The 21,106-nt window shown below is 40.2% G+C and carries 15 protein-coding genes; 4 read left to right on the forward strand and 11 right to left on the reverse strand.

From position 1 onward, the window contains the following. Positions 1-27: 27 nt before the first annotated feature. Positions 28-915: an AraC family transcriptional regulator gene (locus ABJN95_RS01405; protein WP_348368201.1), complete on the reverse strand. Its 888-nt coding sequence runs from the start codon at positions 913-915 to the stop codon at positions 28-30. A 124-nt stretch (positions 916-1,039) separates the two neighbouring features. Here ABJN95_RS01405 and ABJN95_RS01410 point away from each other — a divergent pair, with 124 nt between their 5' ends. Further along, positions 1,040-1,795: an ATP-binding cassette domain-containing protein gene (locus tag ABJN95_RS01410; RefSeq protein ID WP_348368202.1), complete on the forward strand. Its 756-nt coding sequence runs from the start codon at positions 1,040-1,042 to the stop codon at positions 1,793-1,795. A gap of 1 nt (position 1,796) precedes the next feature. After that, positions 1,797-2,975, forward strand: coding sequence for an ABC transporter permease (locus ABJN95_RS01415; protein ID WP_348368203.1), 1,179 nt, complete (start codon positions 1,797-1,799; stop codon positions 2,973-2,975). A gap of 53 nt (positions 2,976-3,028) precedes the next feature. Here ABJN95_RS01415 and ABJN95_RS01420 read toward each other — a convergent pair whose 3' ends face one another. Continuing rightward, complete coding sequence (locus ABJN95_RS01420; RefSeq protein ID WP_348368204.1) at positions 3,029-4,354, reverse strand: cytochrome P450; 1,326 nt, start codon at positions 4,352-4,354, stop codon at positions 3,029-3,031. Further along, the gene (ruvB, locus tag ABJN95_RS01425) at positions 4,355-5,377 is read right to left on the reverse strand and encodes a Holliday junction branch migration DNA helicase RuvB (protein ID WP_348368205.1); all 1,023 of its coding nucleotides are present in this window, start codon (positions 5,375-5,377) and stop codon (positions 4,355-4,357) included. It abuts the gene before it with no gap. Between the two features lie 168 nt (positions 5,378-5,545). Here ruvB and pckA point away from each other — a divergent pair, with 168 nt between their 5' ends. Together pckA and ABJN95_RS01435 are read left to right on the forward strand one after the other, a co-directional pair. Beyond that, a complete protein-coding gene (gene pckA, locus ABJN95_RS01430) occupies positions 5,546-7,147 on the forward strand; it encodes a phosphoenolpyruvate carboxykinase (ATP) (protein ID WP_348368206.1) in 1,602 nt (533 codons plus the stop codon). A gap of 91 nt (positions 7,148-7,238) precedes the next feature. After that, complete coding sequence (locus ABJN95_RS01435) at positions 7,239-9,503, forward strand: acyl-CoA dehydrogenase (RefSeq protein ID WP_348368207.1); 2,265 nt, start codon at positions 7,239-7,241, stop codon at positions 9,501-9,503. A 151-nt stretch (positions 9,504-9,654) separates the two neighbouring features. Here the strand turns inward: ABJN95_RS01435 and ABJN95_RS01440 are convergent, their stop codons facing one another. From ABJN95_RS01440 to ABJN95_RS01475, 8 genes are all read right to left on the reverse strand, one after another. After that, positions 9,655-10,476, reverse strand: coding sequence for a DUF2807 domain-containing protein (locus ABJN95_RS01440; RefSeq protein WP_348368208.1), 822 nt, complete (start codon positions 10,474-10,476; stop codon positions 9,655-9,657). A 133-nt stretch (positions 10,477-10,609) separates the two neighbouring features. Continuing rightward, a complete protein-coding gene (locus ABJN95_RS01445; RefSeq protein WP_348368209.1) occupies positions 10,610-12,442 on the reverse strand; it encodes a cbb3-type cytochrome c oxidase subunit I in 1,833 nt (610 codons plus the stop codon). Positions 12,443-12,486: 44 nt separating this feature from the next. Beyond that, entirely contained in the window at positions 12,487-13,545 is a 1,059-nt protein-coding gene (locus ABJN95_RS01450; protein ID WP_348368210.1) for a cytochrome c oxidase subunit II, read from the reverse strand. Between the two features lie 30 nt (positions 13,546-13,575). Next, positions 13,576-14,910, reverse strand: coding sequence for a quinol:cytochrome C oxidoreductase (locus ABJN95_RS01455; protein ID WP_348368211.1), 1,335 nt, complete (start codon positions 14,908-14,910; stop codon positions 13,576-13,578). A gap of 17 nt (positions 14,911-14,927) precedes the next feature. After that, a complete protein-coding gene (locus tag ABJN95_RS01460; protein WP_348368212.1) occupies positions 14,928-15,488 on the reverse strand; it encodes a cytochrome c in 561 nt (186 codons plus the stop codon). 1 nt (position 15,489) lies between these two features. Then, complete coding sequence (locus tag ABJN95_RS01465) at positions 15,490-16,020, reverse strand: DUF3341 domain-containing protein (protein ID WP_348368213.1); 531 nt, start codon at positions 16,018-16,020, stop codon at positions 15,490-15,492. 103 nt (positions 16,021-16,123) lie between these two features. Next, a complete protein-coding gene (gene nrfD, locus ABJN95_RS01470) occupies positions 16,124-17,884 on the reverse strand; it encodes an NrfD/PsrC family molybdoenzyme membrane anchor subunit (RefSeq protein ID WP_348368214.1) in 1,761 nt (586 codons plus the stop codon). A gap of 36 nt (positions 17,885-17,920) precedes the next feature. After that, positions 17,921-21,079 (reverse strand): TAT-variant-translocated molybdopterin oxidoreductase, encoded by a 3,159-nt coding sequence (locus tag ABJN95_RS01475; protein ID WP_348368215.1) that lies wholly within the window; start codon positions 21,077-21,079, stop codon positions 17,921-17,923. Between the last annotated feature and the right edge of the window lie 27 nt (positions 21,080-21,106).

Raw genomic sequence — 21,106 nt, forward strand, 5'->3', positions numbered from 1 at the left:
AAATATGCTACAAAACTCAAATAGGTGCTAATATTTTTTTTCCAATACCCGTCTTTTATATTTAAGTGGTGGACTTTTATATTTGGCTTTAAAGGATTTTATGAAGTGAGAGGTGTTTTCAAAACCTATATCTAAGGCGATTTCGTTAATGTTTAAATCTGTAGTTTCTAGCAGAAATAGCCCGTGTTCTAGCCTTTTCTTCTTTAACCATTTGCCCGGAGTAGTGTTATAAAGTTTGATGAAGTCTCTATTAAAAGAAGCCAAACTCCTTCCGCTTAACTTGGCAAACTCTTTGAGTTTCAAATTGAAAATAAAGTGTTCTTCCATAATGGGTTTGAGCGCTTTTTTGTTACTGCGGCTCACCTCTTTAAAATAATGAGTAGCATTAGGGTTGCAGCCGCCAGTGGCAACGTTAATAATGAGTTCTTTAAATTTTATCTTGAGTAAGCTTTTGGAAGGTGCTTTCTCTAACTTAAAATAGTTGAGTAAAGTTTCAAAATAATCCTTAAGGGTTTTATCTAAATTCAAGGGAATAACACAATCAGTTTGTTGAATGTCAGAAGAATTTATAGACAAATCACAATCATTCTTGATAACCGAGGCAATAAATTCATCAGGCACAAAAACGAGCAAGGCACAAAAATCTCCATTTAATATTTTATAGACACGATGTGGCCCTTTTTTTAAGAAAGCGGCACTACCTGCCGTCAAGGTATACTCATCTGTTGGCGTTTTCCATCTTCCACCACCAACATAAATATAACAGAAGTAGTTCCTGTTCGCATAATAGTCGACGGGAGATCCTAACAAAGGGCAATCGTAATTCGCAAAAAGAAGCTTATCTACCTCGAGTTGCTTGAACAATATATTATCTGTCACAAACTCGTAAAAATGCACCATATCTTTTCGCTTCATCCTACAAAAATTTAAAGAAGTAACAGAGTGAGGAATTGAATTCAAGATAATAAAAACAGGTCAAACTGTAACATTTTCAAAATTTTGTAACTAACAAGAAGTACTGAAATGAAACCACCTAAAAATGATACAAATAGACAATCTAACAAAATCCTTTACTTCTAAAACAGGAAAAGGTTTTAAAAAGGAAACCGTTACGGTAAAGGCCGTAAATGAAGTTTCTTTCGAATGCAAACCCGGAAGAATTTTTTCACTTCTAGGGCCAAATGGAGCAGGTAAAACAACTACACTAAGAATGATCGCTGGCATAATAAACCCTACCTCAGGGTCTGCAATCGTGGACGGCGTAGACATCTCACAAGGCAATGACGAGGTAAAAAAAAGAATCGGATTCCTAACAGGTTCCACCGGACTTTACGAACGCCTTAACCCAGATGAAACCTTAGATTTTTTTGGTAAAGTATACAAACTGCCCGAGGCTGTAATGAAAGAACGTAAGGAGTACCTCTTTGAAAAATTGGGTATCAACGAGTTTCGCAAAAAGCGAATGGGCCAGATGAGTACCGGTATGAAACAGAAAGTTTCTATTGCACGTACCTTGATTCATGATCCGGAAGTGCTCATTTTTGATGAACCAACTTCTGGGCTTGACGTAATTACCGCTGACAGCATAATCGATTTAATACGCGAATCGAAAGCGGATAACAAGACGGTGATTTTCTCTTCGCATATTATGAGTGAAGTTGATCTGTTATGCGATGATCTTGCCATTATCAATAAAGGGTCAATAATCTACAATGATTCTTTTGACAATTTCAAAAGTGATATGAAGGCTGACAACCTTACCCAGGAATTCATTAACCGTGTAAAAGAAGCTTAGCATGAAAGACTTACTACTAATTATAAAGAAAGAGCTTACCGAGCTTCTAAGAGATAGAAAAACCATTATCAACTCCATTGTCTTACCGACTTTATTAATACCCATTCTTATGTTCGGCGGTATTAAGGTGAGCCAAATGATTCAAGAGAGCAACCAACAGAAATCCATTAAGATTGGTTTGGTAAATGTACCAGATGACTTTAAAAGTTTGGTATTGAAAGATACCTTAAACCAGATCACCACCTATGATGAATCAATAGACTTTAAAACCCTTATCGATGATGACACCATTCAAACTGCCTTGGTATTTTCTGCAGACTGGATGACCCGAATGGACAGTTTGAGAAGCGGTCAGATTAAAATCTATAGAAATGGCACTAAGGACAATGTGAATGGCCGTGTGAACTCGATGTTGGATATATACGCTACCAAATTAAAATCAAAAAGAATTTCGCAATTGGAAATTCCAGTTGAAAAAATGACGCCCTTCACAAAGAATGTGATAGAAGTTGGCGAGCAAAAAGAACTCATAGGCAAAAGAGTTGGGGGCTTTATACCGTATATCTTTATTTTGACCATGTGGGGAGGTTGTCTATTGGCTGCCATTGATTTGGTTACAGGAGAAAAAGAACGTAAAACCATTGAAACCACATTATCACTTCCTATTTCGAAATTCAAGGTTCTTATGGGAAAAGCAGTTGTGGCTTCATTACTTGGTTTTATCCCTGCCTTATTGAATCTTATTGGTTTGGTACTTGGATTACAATTCATTGAGGGTATACCTGAAGTGCTTACATCGGCCTTAGGTGAAATGTTGAACTTTCAATCAATTACCATGATACTGCTGTTGCTTATTCCCTTCTCGCTATTCTTGGCCGGACTTATCATTGCCTTGGTTGCGGGGGCGACTTCATTTAAGGAGGCACAAAGTAAAGCCTCTCCAATCATCATATTGATTATTATACCTTTGGTAATGGCCTTGATGCCGGGTATTGAGTTCACATGGGCGACTGTGTTTATTCCAGTATTGAATATTGGCTTGGGAGTCAAAGAGATTATGGCCGGTACTATTAATATGGGAATGTATGCTGCAATGCTCGTATCGCTTATCGCCTTTGCCGTTACTGCAATTTATTTCAGCTATAAAAAATTCTCTGATGAGAATGCGATTTTAAAATAACCTTAGTAGTTAAATAATTGAAAGGCGAGGTGGTAGTAGCTCCTTCGCTTTTCTTATCTCGGCGCAAATTTTAGTATGACTTCCTTAGGTTTTAAGGTTATCAAAGGGTTGATTTCAACCTCTTTAGTAACTGCATTTAATTCATACTTTTTGAGTATTTCGGCCACCACCAAAATCATCTCATACATTGCAAAATTGTTCCCCACACACATTCGAGGCCCTGCGCCAAAAGGATAATAGTATTCCTGAAAGTCCTTTTTGACTGAAGGATCAAAACGTTCAGGTTGGAATTCCTCAGGTGCTTCCCAAAAAGTGGCATCGCGATGCAATTCATAAATTGCCAACAAAATCATGCTGTCTTTTGGAATAGTATAATCACCAAATTTGTCTTCCTTAATCGACATTCGGTCAATATAATAGGCAGGTGGATACAATCGCATACCTTCTTCTATACATTGTTTTATGTAGGAAAGCTGTGGAAGTGTCTCCATTAGGTTACTTCCATTCAAATCGACTCGAGCTATACTGTTAAAAGCTTTTTGTTGTTGTTTTTGATTCTTTGCCAACAGAAACAAGGTAAAACTCAATGCATTTGCTGTGGTTTCATGCCCCGCAGTAAACAAAATAAGTAACTCGTCAATCAGTTGCTGTCTAGACATCGAAGTACCATCTTCGTACCTTGCCTTCAAAAGCATATCAAGCAAATCGTCTTTTTCACTAGCAGAAACTATACGCTCTTGAATAATCGTATCAAGTAGCTCTCGTGCTTGCTTCGAATAGCTCAAATGACGTTTGATCTCTCCACTTAATTTAAACCACCAGTTCATAAAAGGTTGACGCATTTCACGAATCAACATGTTCTGGTTGGTTTCGGCAATCTGCTTTAATGCTTCCATTTCTGACTGTATATCGTCTCTACTGAAAAGTGACTGAGCAACAACCTGAAACGCCAAGTCGCCCATCAACGGAAGCATATCTTTCGATTCGCTCGGTTGAATGCGTTCCAATTCTTTTCTAATAGCGGCATGCATAATATGCAAAAGTACCTCCAGTTTCTTTTTATGGAATGCAGGCTGCACCATTCTGCGATGCGTACGCCAATGCTCACCGTTTGAGGTGAGTAAACCTTTGCCAATATATTTGGCCAAGTCACGTGTCTGTAAAGTAGATTTATGGTATTTCTTGTGTTGTTTCTGTAACACCTGCCGAATATATTCTGGGCTTCTTGTAAAGAGTATAGCCCCACTCGGGCCTATATTGACTTTGAACGTATCTCCTAGTCTTTCAAAGTTCCGATGGTGAAACGGCAGCGGATTTTTCAGGATGCTTTTCCTATTCTTTAGTACTTGGTAAGTTGAAACAGTGGGGAAGTTTTTCATTTAGAAAAGACCAGCTTGTGTTCCTCCTTTGGTTCTTCCCAAATGTTTATAAGCCAATTCAGTTACCTCTCTTCCTCTTGGTGTACGCATTATAAAACCCTGCTGAATCAAGAAGGGCTCATATACTTCCTCAATAGTTTCGGCACTTTCAGAAACCGCGGTGGCCAGCGTTGTAATGCCAACGGGACCGCCTTTAAACTTGTCAATTAGTGTGGTGAGAATTCTATTATCCATTTCATCCAATCCATGAACATCGACATTCAACGCCTTCAAACTGAATTTGGAAATCTCCATATCAATATTTCCATTCCCTTTGATTTGGGCGAAGTCACGAACACGACGTAAAAGGGCATTGCAAATTCTAGGTGTTCCCCTACTTCTACCAGCTATCTCTATCGAGGCGTCATTAGTTATTGGCACTTTCAATATAGCTGCACTACGCTGTACAATGGTAGAAAGTAATTCCGTATCGTAGTATTGGAGTCTGCTCTGTATACCAAATCTTGCACGCATGGGTGCCGTTAACAATCCTGAACGGGTTGTTGCACCAATTAATGTAAACGGACTTAAATTGATTTGCACCGAACGTGCATTAGGGCCCGTTTCGATCATAATATCAATACGATAGTCTTCCATCGCAGAATATAAATACTCTTCTACTATAGGGCTTAACCTATGAATTTCGTCAATAAAAAGAACATCGCGTTCGTCAAGATTGGTCAGTAAACCGGCAAGGTCACCGGGCTTATCCAAAACTGGCCCAGAAGTAATTTTGATGCCCACACCCAATTCGTTGGCAAGTATGTGCGCTAGTGTTGTTTTCCCCAAGCCGGGCGGGCCATGAAATAAGGTATGATCTAGTGCCTCACCTCTTTGGTTTGCTGCTTCTACAAATACCTTTAAGTTTTCCAAGACTTGTTCTTGGCCTGTAAAGTCATCAAAACTAATAGGCCTTAAGGCTCTCTCGATATCGAGTTCCTCATTAGAATAACCGTCTGTAGATGGGTCTAAGTATTCATTCATTGCTAGACAAAGATAGTGAAATCAAGAGGTGGAATTCAAGCTATTCGCGACGACTTCCGAAAGCATGATAATTGTCATTCTTTTTACAGATAATTATTTGCTCCTTTATACAAAATTAGAGACGAAACTAGTTGTCCTTAAACAACTATCAAATTTAAACGAACCGACATGGCACAAGCATTCAACCTGCGAAAGTACGGTATAGAAACCGAAAAAATATACAGAAACTCCAGCGTTCCGGTCTTATATGAGCTCGGACTTCGATTGGAAAAGGGCACAGCGATTTCAGATGTGGGTGCGTTGATGACCTATTCTGGCGTCAAAACAGGTCGTAGCCCAAAAGACAAACGAATTGTTCGCCACGCTGATTCGGAAAAGAATATTGATTGGGGTGACATCAATATTGGATTAGATGAACACACATTTATGGTCAACCATGAGCGGGCGCTCGATTACCTCAATGTCTGCGATCATATCTATGTAGTGGATGCCTTTGCCGGATGGGATCCTAAGTATCGTATTAAGACTAGAATTGTTTGTACCCGGGCCTATCATGCACTATTTATGCAGAACATGCTGATTATGCCAAGTGAAGAAGAATTGGCAAATTTCGGGGAACCTGATTATGTGATTTTTAATGCGGGTCAATTTCCAGCAAACCGGTATACCTCTGAAATGACTTCCAAAACCAGTGTTGACTTAAATTTAGAACGAAAGGAAATAGTTATTCTGGGTACGGAATATGCTGGGGAAATGAAAAAAGGAATTTTCTCAGTTATGAACTATTTGATGCCGTTGCAAGGCGTGCTTCCCATGCATTGTTCAGCCAATGTTGGTGAAAAAGATGATGTAACTATTCTTTTTGGCTTATCTGGAACCGGAAAAACAACCTTAAGCGCAGATCCTAAGCGAAGATTAATAGGTGATGATGAACATTGTTGGACTGCCGAAGGAACCTTCAACATCGAAGGCGGGTGTTACGCAAAGGCCATTGACCTTTCCGCTGAAAACGAGCCCGATATTTTTAATGCTATTAAATTTGGAACCGTTCTAGAGAATGTAGTCTACGATGAACATACGAGAAAAGTGGACTATTCCGATGTGTCAATTACTCAAAATACCAGAGCATCCTACCCGATAAATTTCATAAAGAATATACAATGGCCTTGTGTAGCTGGCCATCCAAAAAATATCATCTTCTTGACCTGTGATGCTTTTGGAATATTACCTCCCGTAAGTAAATTGACTCCCGAACAAGCCAGTTACCATTTCATTTCAGGGTATACCGCAAAAGTTGCCGGTACTGAAATGGGGGTAACAGAGCCCGAGGCAACATTTAGCGCTTGTTTTGGAGCCGCATTCATGATGTGGCATCCAAATAAATATGCAGAACTACTGGCAAATAAAATAAAACATCATAATGTTACTGCCTGGTTGGTCAATACCGGTTGGACAGGTGGAGCCTATGGTACAGGTTCGAGAATTAAATTGAAATATACTCGGGCTATGATCGATGCTATTCACAACAAAGATTTTGATCATTCTGAATTTGTAGCCGATGAGGCCTTCGGATTTGAGATTCCAACAAGTTGTCCAAATGTGCCATCGGAAGTGCTGATACCTCAAAACACTTGGGAGGATAAAGAAAAATATGAAGTAGTAAAAGGAAAGTTGATTACTCTTTTCAATAAAAACTTCAAGCAATTTGAAGATGACGTAAGCCAAGCCATAGTTGCAGCTGGTCCAAATAATTACGAGTTACAATCCTAGCAAACTCCATTTTGACAAGATAATCCCCAATACCGTAATGTGTTGGGGATTTTTTGTTCCAATTTTCGGGCTAAAGTCGTAATTTCAGCCTATGGAAAAGAAAACGTACTCCTCTGGAATTTTGCAATACATTCCTTTTTTCTATGTGATTTGGTCCGATGATTTGCTGTCTGTCTCGGAAATAAATGTAGTGGAAAAAGCGATTGAACAAGATATCAGTTTGACTAAAGACGAATCGCGAACCTTATTTTCTTGGTTAGATAAGAAAAATCCGCCCGCAAATAGCGAGCTTAAAAGCTGGAAGCATATTGTTGCCAACTCTGGTGTAAAGCTGATAGAAAGTAATACCTTTCCTTTGAGCACTTTTAGCCAAAATGTAGTCTGCAATTATTTTAAGGAATGCCCTTTTAACGACTCCCTAAAGCACATTGAAGTGAATCTGGGAATTCAGCCCAATCATTATAATCATTTGTTCGATGTGGAGGTGGAACATGAGACTACTTCTCAGTATTATGATGCTTCCGAAATAGATGTGATTTTAAAAGGAAAACACGCCAAGGTCATTGACGAATTTCGCTCCGCATTAAATGATCCCATATTTAGATGGAATGTTCATCGTAACAAAGAGGAATTCAGAGAAGTGGTTTTGAAGCAGGTAAAGCACCTAGCCGATAAGGGGTATGGAGCACTGGCCTACCCCGAAGCTTATGGCGGAACCGAAGACATGGAGGGCTATGCCTATATGTTTGAAAACATGATGTATGTAGATGGAAGTCTGACTATAAAGTTCGGGGTGCAATTCGGACTCTTCGGTGGGAGTATTCAAAAACTTGGAACCCAAAAACACCATGACAAATACCTAATGAACACGGGTAAAGCACATCTTTTGGGTTGTTTTGCCATGACGGAAACGGGTCATGGGTCTAACGTACGTGGTATCAAGACTACAGCCACTTATGACAAGGCAACAGACCAAATTATAATTCACACCCCCGGTAAAAACGATAACAAAGAATACATTGGCAACGCCTTACATTCAAAAATGGCATCTGTCTTTGCGCAATTGATCGTAGACGGAAAGAATGAAGGTGTTCATGCGATACTGGTACCCGTACGCGATGAAAAACATGAGTTACTTCCAGGGGTCATTATAGAAGACAATGGGTATAAATTGGGTCTAAATGGTGTTGACAATGGAAAGATTTGGTTTAATCAAGTCGCTGTTCCCCGAGAAAATCTTTTGAACAAATATGGAGATATAAGAGAAGATGGCTCGTACCATTCGGATATTAAAAACCCCAACAAACGCTTTTTTACCATGTTGGGCACCTTGGTTGGGGGTCGTATATGTGTAGCTCGGGCGGGCTTAGGCGGGGCGAAAATGGCTTTGACTGTAGCAATTAAACACGCCTTAAAAAGAAGGCAATTCAACGATAGCATAAAAATTCAAGAAGACTTATTGATGGACTACCCAACCCATCAATTGCGGTTAACACCCTTGGTGGCAAGTGCCTATGTGTATCATATTACCCTTGATAAGATGATGCAGGATTACTGTGACGAACGAACACCTGACAAACGTATTGTAGAAACCCAGGTAGCAGGCTTAAAATCGATAATAACCTGGTACGCCAATGATACCATTCAAGAATGTCGCGAGGCCTGCGGTGGCAAAGGTTATCTTATTGAGAATCGTATTGCCGATTTAAAGGGTGATGTGGACATTTTTACAACTTTTGAGGGTGACAATACCGTTCTTTTATTATTGGCCGCTAAAGGCGTTCTTTCTGATTTTAAAGCAGAATTCAATAGTGCTGGGTTTACAGCAGTCTTAAAATTACTAAGCACACAGCTAACCGATAAACTTGCAACGATAAATCCGTTGTATTCAAACAAGGTAGATAAGGCACATTTGTATAACCCCAAGTTTCATAAACATGCCCTAGATTATCGCACCCGTAGATTGACCTACACTTTGGCCATGCGAATACGTAGTTACATCAAAAAGGGAATGCCATCATACCAGGCCTTTATGAAAGTACAAACACATTTAATTGCTTTGGGCAGGGCCTATGCGACTGAATTGGCCTACACTACGTTTCTTGATTTTGTCGACACCATGGCGGAAGGGAAAAACAAGGACCTATTCGCAAAACTAGGCACACTTCACGCCTTGTATGATATTCGTAAGGATTCGGAATGGTATCTTGAACAAGGTTATATTGGAGGAACGAAATCAAAAGCGATTCGTCAACGTGTAGAACGTTTATGCACCGAGCTTAGACCGCATATAGGAGTTTTAACCGAAGGGTGGGGAATTCCTGCTCATTGTATGAGTGCCCCTATAGCTTCGTAGTTGGCTTAAGCGCCTTTTTCCATTTTAACTATTTGCTAGACTAGGTTGGGTCAAGCGCAGTGGAGACCCCTTTGTATTTGTGCATTCTTAATTGCCGTTGAACGACCCTAGAGCAGACAACGATAACCTCGATTCTCGATGCCCTCAATAACTACTTCTCCTTGTGGAGTTCCGAAGTATCCAAAAACTCGAGAATATCAATTTTTGCTGAGCCACTTAGATAGGTTTTTGACGAACCCTTAGAGGTCAATTCAAAGTCAGTATTTGCATAGACTCTGGCACTGGGTGAGCCTTCAGCGATAATTTCAACCCCTTCAGCTTCCAATTTCCGAGCGCGCAGATTGGCATTATCGAAAAGAGTTGCGCTTAACGCATATGCAGTACCTTCCATTTTGGCACTCGCATTTGAATTCATCTGAATGTTGTTTCGTTCGCTTGTCGAATAGATGCTTACATCAATTCGATCTTTTAATACTATGTTTAAGGAATCGCTTTCGAAACTTAGGTCGCCCGAACTGTTGCCCTCCATAGTAAGGTTGGTTAGGTTGGTATCGGCATTTAACTGAAGTTTTGAAGAACCATAGGTGTTTATGGTAAGCTCATCGGTTTCAATAACATCTTTCATCTGTATTCTGCCGTCTCGGAGGGTGATACTCGAAATTTCATAATAGTTTATCGTAATATCAAGTTTCTTCTTGCTGGTTATTTTGTAAAAGGAACTAATCACCAAGGTGCTATCATCCACCCTGAATTTCAATACATCAATTAAGTTATCATCGATGGTTAAGGCATAACCTTCTTGATTTGCCTTTACAAGGTTGATGTCTAGGTCGTCATTTAACTCGATGGCAGTGAAAGCGGGTAAGTTCTCCGTTACATCAACCACATTTTTATTACCCTTTATCTTTGGTTTACGTTGCGCAAAAGCTTGGAAACATAGCAGTAAGGAAAGTATAAAAACAATATTTTTCATAATAGCGTTCTTGGTTTATAGATGGTGTTCTAAATATAAGATTTAAAAGTGAAATGCATTTATTGAAAAATAATAGCAAAAAAAATGCCCAACTATACAAGTTGAGCAATTTTTTGTGTTAGTCTAGTATACTTTAATGCTGTAATTCTTCCTCATCGTCTTGTAAAGGAACGGTTTGAGGTACAAAATCTTGACCAGGAATAATATATTCTCCGTTCTCATCGACCTTACTATAATCGTAAGCCCAACGATGTACGTGAGGAATGGGTCCATCCCAGTTTCCGTGAATGTGCTTCACCTCGGCAGTCCACTCTAATGTATTTGATTTCCAAGGGTTCTTTGGACCTTTCTTTCCATAGAAAATACTTATTACAAAGTTGTATACGAATAACAGCTGCGCAGCACCGGCAATTAGAGCAAAGACGGTCATCAATACCTGTACGTCAGTCAATTCGTCAAACATAGGAAAAGCGGTATTTTCGTAATAACGTCTAGGGACACCAGCCATACCCACAAAATGCATGGGGAAGAAAACCCCGTAGGCACAGACCGCGGTTACCCAGAAATGCACATATCCTAAGTTCTTATTCATCATTTTGCCTTCGAACATTTTCGGGAACCAATGATATACCCCAGCAAACAGTCCATAGAGCGCAGAGATACCCATTACCAAATGAAAGTGTGCAACAACAAAATAAGTATCATGAACATTGATATCTAAGGTGCTATCGCCTAGAATGATTCCGGTCAATCCTCCAGTGATGAAGGTAGACACCAAACCAATGGAAAATAGCATCGCCGGATTGAGTTGCAAATTCCCTTTCCATAATGTGGTAATGTAATTAAAGGCTTTTACCGCAGAAGGAATAGCAATCAATAGCGTGGTAAAGGTAAATACGGAGCCAAGGAACGGATTCATTCCTGAAATAAACATATGGTGACCCCATACAATTGTCGAAAGGAATGCAATTGCCATAATGGAGGCAACCATTGCTCGGTATCCAAAAATAGGTTTCCGTGCGTTCGTCGACATTACTTCAGATGTTATCCCCAAAGCAGGTAACAATACAATATACACCTCAGGATGCCCTAAAAACCAAAACAGATGCTCAAATAAAACAGGAGATCCACCCTGATAATGCAATACTTCACCCTGAATAAAAATATCTGACAAAAAGAAAGAAGTTCCAAAACTTCTATCCATTATCAACAATAAAGCTGCAGAAAGAAGTACAGGGAATGAAATCACTCCGATGATAGCAGTAATAAAGAAAGCCCAGATGGTCAAAGGTAGTCTCGTCATTGACATTCCTTTCGTTCTCAAGTTAATTACCGTTACGATATAATTCAATGACCCTAATAAAGAGGATGCTATAAATATCGCCATGGAGACCAACCATAAGGTCATACCCAAACCAGAGCCTGGTTGTGCAGACGGCAATGCGCTTAACGGCGGATAAATTGTCCAACCAGCTGCTGCTGGCCCTGCCTCAACAAAAAGCGAAATCACCATAATTACGCATGACAGGAAAAACAACCAAAAAGAAAGCATGTTCAAGAAACCAGATGCCATATCGCGAGCACCGATTTGCAGCGGAATTAGCAGGTTACTAAAGGTACCTGAAAGACCTGCAGTCAATACAAAGAACACCATAATAGTTCCGTGCATCGTAATCAATGCCAAATACATATCGGCATCCATTACTCCCTCGGGAGCCCAATCACCAAGCAAGAACTCAAAAATCGGGAAAGACTCCGCTGGCCAGGCTAACTGCATTCTGAATAACAAGGACATTGCTATCCCAATAAAACCCATAACCAAAACACCAGTAATTAGATACTGTTTGGCAATCATTTTATGATCTTGACTAAAGATATATTTAGTTACAAAAGTCTCTTTATGATGATGATGTCCGTGATCGTCATGAGCATGATCCTCTACCTGTGCATGTGCTGTTGCTGACATAATCGAAATTCTTTTATTTATGTTAATCTTCTTTTATAGCCTAATTATTGTACTGATGCCATCGTTTGACCAAAAGTCTGCTGGCTCTTTATCCATGCGTCATATTCCTCCTGTGTTTCCACGATTATCTTCATCTGCATATTGTAGTGCGATTTTCCGCATATTTTATTGCATAGAAGAATATAATCAAACTCCCAGGGATCGGCATTATCTTCACCATTGGCTGCCCTTTCGGCTCTAATTTTATTCGTTCGATTCACCTTGTCTACAACATCGGGGTTATTTCTCATATCAGCCGTGGTAGTAATCGGGGTAAACGAGAACTCTGTGGTCATACCCGGAACACAATTCATCTGTGCCCTAAAATGAGGCATATAGGCAGAATGCAATACATCTTGTGAACGCATTTTAAAGTTTACTTTTCTTCCAACAGGCAAGTGTAATTCTTTAACTATAATATCATCTGATGCGTAGCTATCTGACTCATCTAAGCCCAAAATGTTGGCCTTGTCAATATCGATCATTCTCACATTGGCTCCCCCTAAAACATTATCAGCGCCTCCATATCGAGCTGTCCAATTAAATTGTTGTGCATAGAGCTCAACGATTAGTGGATCGTCTTCCTCGTTGACATCCATAATGTTTGTCCATGTATATAAACCCCAAAGGATCAATCCGGCCAAAACGATTACTGGAATGATAGTCCAGATAAACTCTAAACGGTCATTGTCGGCATAGAAAAGAGCCTTATTCTCCTTTTTTCCACGGTACTTATACCCAAAGTAGTGCAATAAAAACTGGGTGATAAACTGCACAATAAAAATAATGATAAAAGATACCAACATTAAGAAATCGTACTCCTCACCATGTGCAGACGAAGCTTCCGGTAAGAGGAACTTTGTATACTTCCAAAAACAAAAGATGGTAATCAGGTAAGTGAAAACCATAAACGCGAATAAAAGGTAACCGTTATTCTTGTTATCGTTATCGTTGGCTATTTGCGCTTGCTCTGATTTAAGCTGCGACAATTCAAATATTTTGGTCATCTGCCAAATTGCAATTGCCACTAGTGCTAAAACAGCTAAAGTTAGTACTGTCGTCATCGTATCTGTTTCTGTTATACTTTAATCGTATTAATAATGAAAATGTCTACTTTCTTCAATAAACGGATTGCGTTGCGGTTGCAAGGGTGCAGTACTTAACGCTCTGAATATCCAGAAAATGAACAGGCCTGCAAAGAACATAATCGCCCCGATCTCAGGTATACCAATATACCATTGATCACCTACGGTTGAAGGCATGATTGCATTGAAAATATCCATATAATGTCCGGCAAGAATTACAATTCCTGTCATTACAACGAACCAATTCAGTCGTTTGTAATCACTATTCATCAATAGCAATACGGGGAACAAAAAATTCATTGCCACCATACCGAAGAAGGGTAAATTGTAATCTTCTATTCTCGTAATATAGTAGGTAACTTCCTCGGGAATGTTTGCATACCATATCAACATGAATTGAGAGAACCATAGGTAAGTCCAGAAAATACTGATACCGAACATAAACTTCGCCAAATCATGAATATGGCTGTCATTTACCTCTTCCAAATAGCCCTTTGATTTCAGGTAAATCGTTACCATGGCTATCACGGTAATACCTGAAACAAACATACTGGCAAAGATATACCATCCAAATAAGGTGCTAAACCAATGCGGGTCTACACTCATGATCCAATCCCAAGACATGATTGATTCTGAAATTAGATAGAAAACCAAAAAGGCAGCAGATATTCTAAAGTTCAACTTAAAATTAGCATTGTCATCTGACTCATCTTGTGCGAGCGATAGCCTTCTAGAATATTCGCGATACCCGATCCAACCTGCTAAGAAGATAGCGGCTCGAACCAAAAAGAAAGTCGGATTCAAATATCCTTTTTTGCCCTGTAGAATCGCATCTTGAGCAACCACATCAGGATCCATCCAAACAAACAAGTGATTCATGTGGAGTACAGAGAATACCAGAATGACAAAAACGATAATACCACCTGGAACCAAATACGCAGTAATACCTTCCATTACTCTGAACAATAATGGAGACCAGCCTGCCTGTGCGGCACGTTGTATGGCATAAAAAGCCAATACACCAAGAGCGATCATAAAGAAGAAAAAAGCTGCAACATACAATGCCGCCCAAGGTTTGTTTTGTAATTGGTGAAAAACGTGCTCATCGTGCTCCGCTTCTGTCATTGCATGACCACCTTCTTCTTTGTAAGAACCGTGGCCTTCGTCAATAACCTTTGCTTCAGCACCGTGATCACCTCCATGACCGTCACCGTGGCTTGCCACCATCGTCTTGGCTTCCTCCACTGTGGAAGGAGCAGACATAAAGCCCCAACCCATAGCCAATGCACCGACAACCATCAAGATGATGGAACCTATTTTTAATTTGTTCGAAAACGTGTACATATCTTATTCTCTATGTATTATTTAGTTAAGTCTTGCTTCAATTGCATGACATACTCAGAAACTTGCCACATTTCTTCAGTATTCATTTGTGAGGCGTAAGAACCCATTGAATTCAATCCGTATTGAATGGTATGAAAACTCGTTCCTACCGTAATATTTCGGGCTGCATCATCATAGCTGGGTACCCCTAAAATTTTCTCTCTTTTTACCAATGTACCCTGTCCTTTACCTTTTGGCCCGTGACATATTGCACAGTAAATGTCGTACAATTCCGCTCCTTTCACTAAGTTCGCATCTCTTTGAAGAGAGTCTAACGGACTTAACTGCACTCTAGCCAATTCCTTTCCTTCTGGAGTGTTTTCATACCCATATGGCATCCATCCTCTAGGAATTGTATTTGCAGGAGGAACCATCGCTTCTTGCGCATCAGGTAATATTCCCACTTCGCTATAGGTTTCATAACCTACAGGCTCGTACATGTTAGGCATATATTGGTAGTTGGGCTTGCTTTTATCTTGGCAAGAAACCAAAACAGCAAGCAATCCAAATACGATTCCTATTTTCTTAAAACTGTTCATATTAATGAAGGTCTTTTTCTGATATATTAATTTCTACAGCTCCAGTGTCTGACAACAACTTTTTCAATTCAGCCTCGTTATCGTGAATTTCGATTTCCATAACAAAATGGTCATCTGTTGTTCTTACATCTGGATTCTCTGCTTTTTTGAACGGCCATAACCTACTTCTTAAATAAAAAGTGATTACCATTAAGTGAGCGGCAAAAAATACGGTCAACTCAAACATAATGGGCACGAAAGCCGGCATATTCTCTATATAGCTGAAACTTGGCTTACCTCCTATATCTTGAGGCCAATCTTCTATCATGATATAGTTCATCATAACAATAGCTACGGTAAGACCCGCGCAACCGTACATAAACGAAGTGATTGCTATTCTGGTTGGCTCCAAGCCCATTGCTTTGTCCAAACCATGAACTGGAAACGGACAATAAACTTCCTCAATATGATGCTTGGCGGCCTTCACCTTTTTAACAGCATGCATGAGCACGTCATCATCATTATAATATGCCTGTAAAACTTTAGATGCCATATTTACAAATTCAATTTTAAACTTAAGCTCAAGTTCGAACAAACAGCAACTCGAAACTTATGTCATTTATATTTAGTTGGCAGAAGTTTACTTCTGCTTTCTGTTACTGCCCATTGTTCATCAATCTCGCTGCCTGACCCGCCCAATCATCACGTTGCGCCCTACCTGGGAAGGCTTCGGTGATAGAATCTAACAAATCATATTCCTTACCGGTCATTCGACTTACCTGAGCAAAAGTAAAAATGCCGATCTGATTTAAGGTCTGCTCCATTTTGGGTCCAATACCCTTTACCTTTTTAAGATCATCAGCCTTTTCCGTCGTCGGGTCAAATGTTCCAATTGTGGCCAACAAACTAGAGGCGTCTTTATTATCTGCAACCGATGCCTCCTCTTCTTCAACAATTTCCGTTACTTCCTCATGCTTTGTAGCTGAGGATTCGGAAATTTTTGGAGCCGTGGCATCTATTTGATATAATGGTTTACCAGCATCTCTTAATTTCTTATATCTGCTACCGGAAGATTTCAAAATAGACTTCACCTCCGCCTGCGCAATTACCGGGAAGGTTCTTGCATAGAGTAAGAACAATACAAAGAAGAAGCCGATAGTTCCAATGAAGATTCCGATATCAACAAAGGTAGGAGAGAACATCGTCCAAGATGATGGCAGATAATCTCTATGTAAAGAGGTAACGATAATTACGAATCGCTCAAACCACATTCCTATATTTACTACAATTGAAATAAAGAAAGAGAACATGATACTGGTACGCAATTTCTTGAACCACATAAACTGAGGAGAGAATACGTTACAGGTCATCATCGCCCAGTAGGCCCACCAATAAGGTCCGGTTGCTCTATTCAAAAATGCATATTGTTCATATTCAACCCCAGAATACCAAGCCATAAATAGTTCGGTGATATAGGCACAACCCACTATAGAACCTGTAATCATGATTACGATGTTCATTAGTTCGATATGTTGAACGGTAATATAGTCTTCTAAATGACATACTTTACGCATGATAATCAAGAGGGTATTTACCATGGCAAAGCCAGAGAAAATCGCACCAGCAACAAAATATGGTGGGAAGATTGTAGTATGCCATCCTGGAATTACCGAGGTAGCAAAGTCAAAGGATACAATGGTGTGTACAGAAAGTACAAGTGGAGTTGCTAAACCGGCCAATACCAATGATACTTCTTCAAAACGTTGCCAGTCTTTCGCTCGGCCACTCCATCCGAAACTTAATAAACTATAAATTTTCTTTTGAAAAGGTAAAATCGCCCTATCGCGTAACATGGCAAAATCAGGTAACAATCCTGTCCACCAGAATACCAATGAAACTGAAAGATAGGTCGATATCGCAAATACATCCCAAAGCAATGGCGAGTTAAAGTTCACCCATAAAGATCCGAATTGGTTTGGAATGGGTAATACCCAATAGGCCAGCCAGGGGCGACCCATGTGTATAATTGGAAACAATCCGGCCTGAATAACCGAAAAAATAGTCATCGCCTCAGCAGAACGGTTGATCGCCATTCTCCATTTCTGACGGAACAACAAGAGTACCGCTGAAATCAAGGTTCCCGCGTGTCCAATACCTACCCACCAAACGAAGTTGGTGATATCCCAGGCCCAGTTTACGGTTTTATTAAGACCCCAAGTACCAATTCCTGTAGAAATGGTATAGATTATACACCCAACTCCCCAAAGAAATGCTGCCAAAGCAATGGAAAAAACAATCCACCAATGCTTGTTGGCACGACCCTCGATCGGAGCGGCAATGTCCACGGTTACATCGTGGTATCCTTTGTCTCCAATTACTAAGGGTTTTCGTATAGGTGCTTCGTAATGCGACGCCATAGAATTATATTATAGTTACTTACTTTACTGTATTGGTTATGCTTCTGTTGTATTTCTCACTTTAACGTGGTAGAAAACGTTGGGTTTAGTACCCACACTTTCTAACAAGTGATACATACGATCACTTTCTTTCAACTCGGCAATTTTACTGTCCTTGTCATTGATATCGCCAAAGACAATCGCTCCGTTATTACAAGCGGATGAACAAGCCGTTTGGAACTCACCGTCAACAACCTCACGACCATCTCGTTTTGCATCAAGAATGGTTTTCTGCGTTTTTTGAATACACATCGAACATTTTTCGATAACCCCTCGCGAACGAACATTCACATCAGGGTTCACCACCATCTTGCCCAAATCATTGTTCATATGGAAATCAAACTCATCATTATTGTTGTAAAGGAACCAGTTGAAACGACGTACTTTATACGGACAGTTGTTCGCACAATATCTCGTACCTACACATCTGTTGTATGCCATTTGGTTCTGCCCCTGTCGACCATGAGATGTTGCCGCTACCGGGCAAACTGTTTCACAAGGTGCATGATTGCAATGTTGACACATTACCGGTTGAAAAGACACCTGTGGATTTGCAGCAGGATCTTCCAATTCACCGAATCCTCCTAATGAACCGTTATCACCTGAAAGTCCGTCAAAATCATCTTTCTTGGTATTATCAGCTTCAAAGCTATCTTCAGAAGAGTAGTATCTATCAATACGCAACCAGTGCATGTCTCTAGATTTACGCACTTCTTCTTTACCAACTACAGGAACATTGTTTTCAGCATGACATGCGATCACACAAGCACCACAACCGGTACAGGCGTTAAGATCTATTGACATATTGAAATGATGCCCAATAGAACGGTCGAAACTATCCCAAAGATCAACCGAAGTAGCTGGCACCTCTTGGTGGTTTAAAGACACCTGAGGAACGTGATTCCATTCCGTATGTTCTTTTGTATTGAAGATTTCCAAAGTAGTTTCTTTGATGATATCTCCTCTACCCATCATGGTTTTGTGCAACTGAACACAGGCAAATTCATGATTCCCTTCTGCTTTCGCAATAGAGACTGATTGTATGTTATTGAAATCTTGGTACAAAGCAAAGGCATTTACCCCTGTTTGCATTTCCGATTTCATTCCAGTTTTCTTGCCGTAACCGAAAGATAGTCCGACAGTACCTTTTGCCTGACCAGGCTGAATGATTACTGGAACATTGTTCACTGTCGCCCCATTTACCGTTAGGTTCGCATAGCTTCCATCTAAACCGCCATTCGCAACATTCTCATTGACAAAACCTAAAGTTTCAGCATCCGCTTTGGAAACTGTTACATAGTTATCCCAAGCTACTCGCGTAACAGGATCGGGGAATTCTTGCAACCATGGGTTGTTGGCTTGTTGGCCATCACCCATTCCTACTTTGGAATATAAGGTGAGTTCCATGCCCTCAGCGCCCGTGGCATTTGCCAATCCTTGTACTGCAGAAGCAATGGAAACAGATGGAGCTACCATTTGAGCCCCTTCAGTCGTCATATCACTGTCCTCCTTATCGGTTTCAGCGACCATCATAACGGGGTCAGCAAGTTCACTCACCTCCATGGTATCATTTAAAGCAGCTGCGACGAAAACACCATCGTGAACCGCTTTATTGAAATCACTTCCATTTAAAACAAAAGTGTTCCATGTTTCTTTTATAAAATCGTAATAGCTCTTATCGCTACCCATCCATTTTAAAACAGATGCCTGAAATTGCCTTGTATCAAACAATTCTTTGATCGTAGGTTGCATTAAGCTATAATGTCCTTTTTTGATTTGCACATCACCCCAAGACTCGAGATAGTGGTTTGAAGCGGCAGCATAGTCAGATACCTCCGCAGTTTCATTCCAATTCGTTGCGAAAGTTACGGTAAGATCTACATTCTCAACACCCGTTTTGAAGTCGGCCGCATTCGGCAAAGAATACATCGGGTTGACACCATCTATAAGCAAAGCTCCCACTTTACCAGCCTTCATATCAGCAATAAGCGCTTGAACAGCCTTGATATTACCTTGTCTAGTATATCGCGGTTCACTTGCGTCAAAAGCTGTACTACCTAACATTTCATTGATTGCCAAAACAACAGTCTGCACGTTGATATCATCAATACCTGAAACCACAACCGCTCCACCTTTGTTATTTCTAATTTGAGTAATAAGGCTATCTAAAGTATTTTGGGCATCCGCTGGAATCTCACCACCAGCACTGGTTCCATTCAACTTCGCATACAAATAGGCCAACGCCACTTTTTGAAACTGTGCCGACAAAGGAACGCGCTTATCGGCATTGGCACCAGTTAATGACATATTGGCCTCAAACTGAACATGCTTCGACATTTTTCCGTTCTTCGGAACACGTCCTTTAGAATATCCACTATCATAACCACCACCTTGCCAATCTCCAAGAAAATCAGCTCCAAAGGAAACAATGATATCGGCATTCTCAAAATTATAATCTGCTAATGCGCGTTCTCCATATCTATTTTCAAAAGCAGTTAAGGCAGCCTCCTCAGAAATCGCATCATAGACAACATGATTTACCGCTGGGTATGCCGCTTTAAATTCTTCAATTAATCTAGAAGTAGACGGACTAGCATATGTTTGCGTCAATAGCGCAATTTGCTTACCGGAGCTCAACTTTGATTTTACCGCGGCATCAATAGCATCCCAAGCCACATCTTCTCCAGCTCCAGACTTTGGGCCTTGCAATCTTGTACTATCATACAGAGATAAAACAGAAGCTTGCACACGTGCATTGGCACCACCACCAGCTTTGGCCTCTTTATTGTTCTCGACTTTTATCGGTCTTCCTTCACGAGTCTTAATTAAGATACTGGCAAAATCAAAACCATTAGCAATTGTTGTAGCATAATAATTTGCAACACCAGGAACAATATTCTCTGGGGCAACTACATAAGGAATAGATTTTATGACCGGCCCTTCACAAGCAGCCAAAGATGCAGCTGCGGTACTAAACCCGACATACTTTAAAAAGTCTCTCCTATTAGTATTGGTGGACTCTAAAGATTCTTTATCACCCAAAAACTCATCAACAGGAATGTCTTCAACAAATTCATTCTGTCTAAGCGCCTCAACAATGGAATCGTTGGGATTTAACTCCGCCTCGCTTTTCCAATATTTTTTGTTTGATGCCATACGTATATCTGTAATTAGCTACTTTTC

Origin of the sequence: Maribacter sp. (assembly GCF_039974175.1) — a bacterium.
GTDB lineage: Bacteria > Bacteroidota > Bacteroidia > Flavobacteriales > Flavobacteriaceae > Maribacter_C.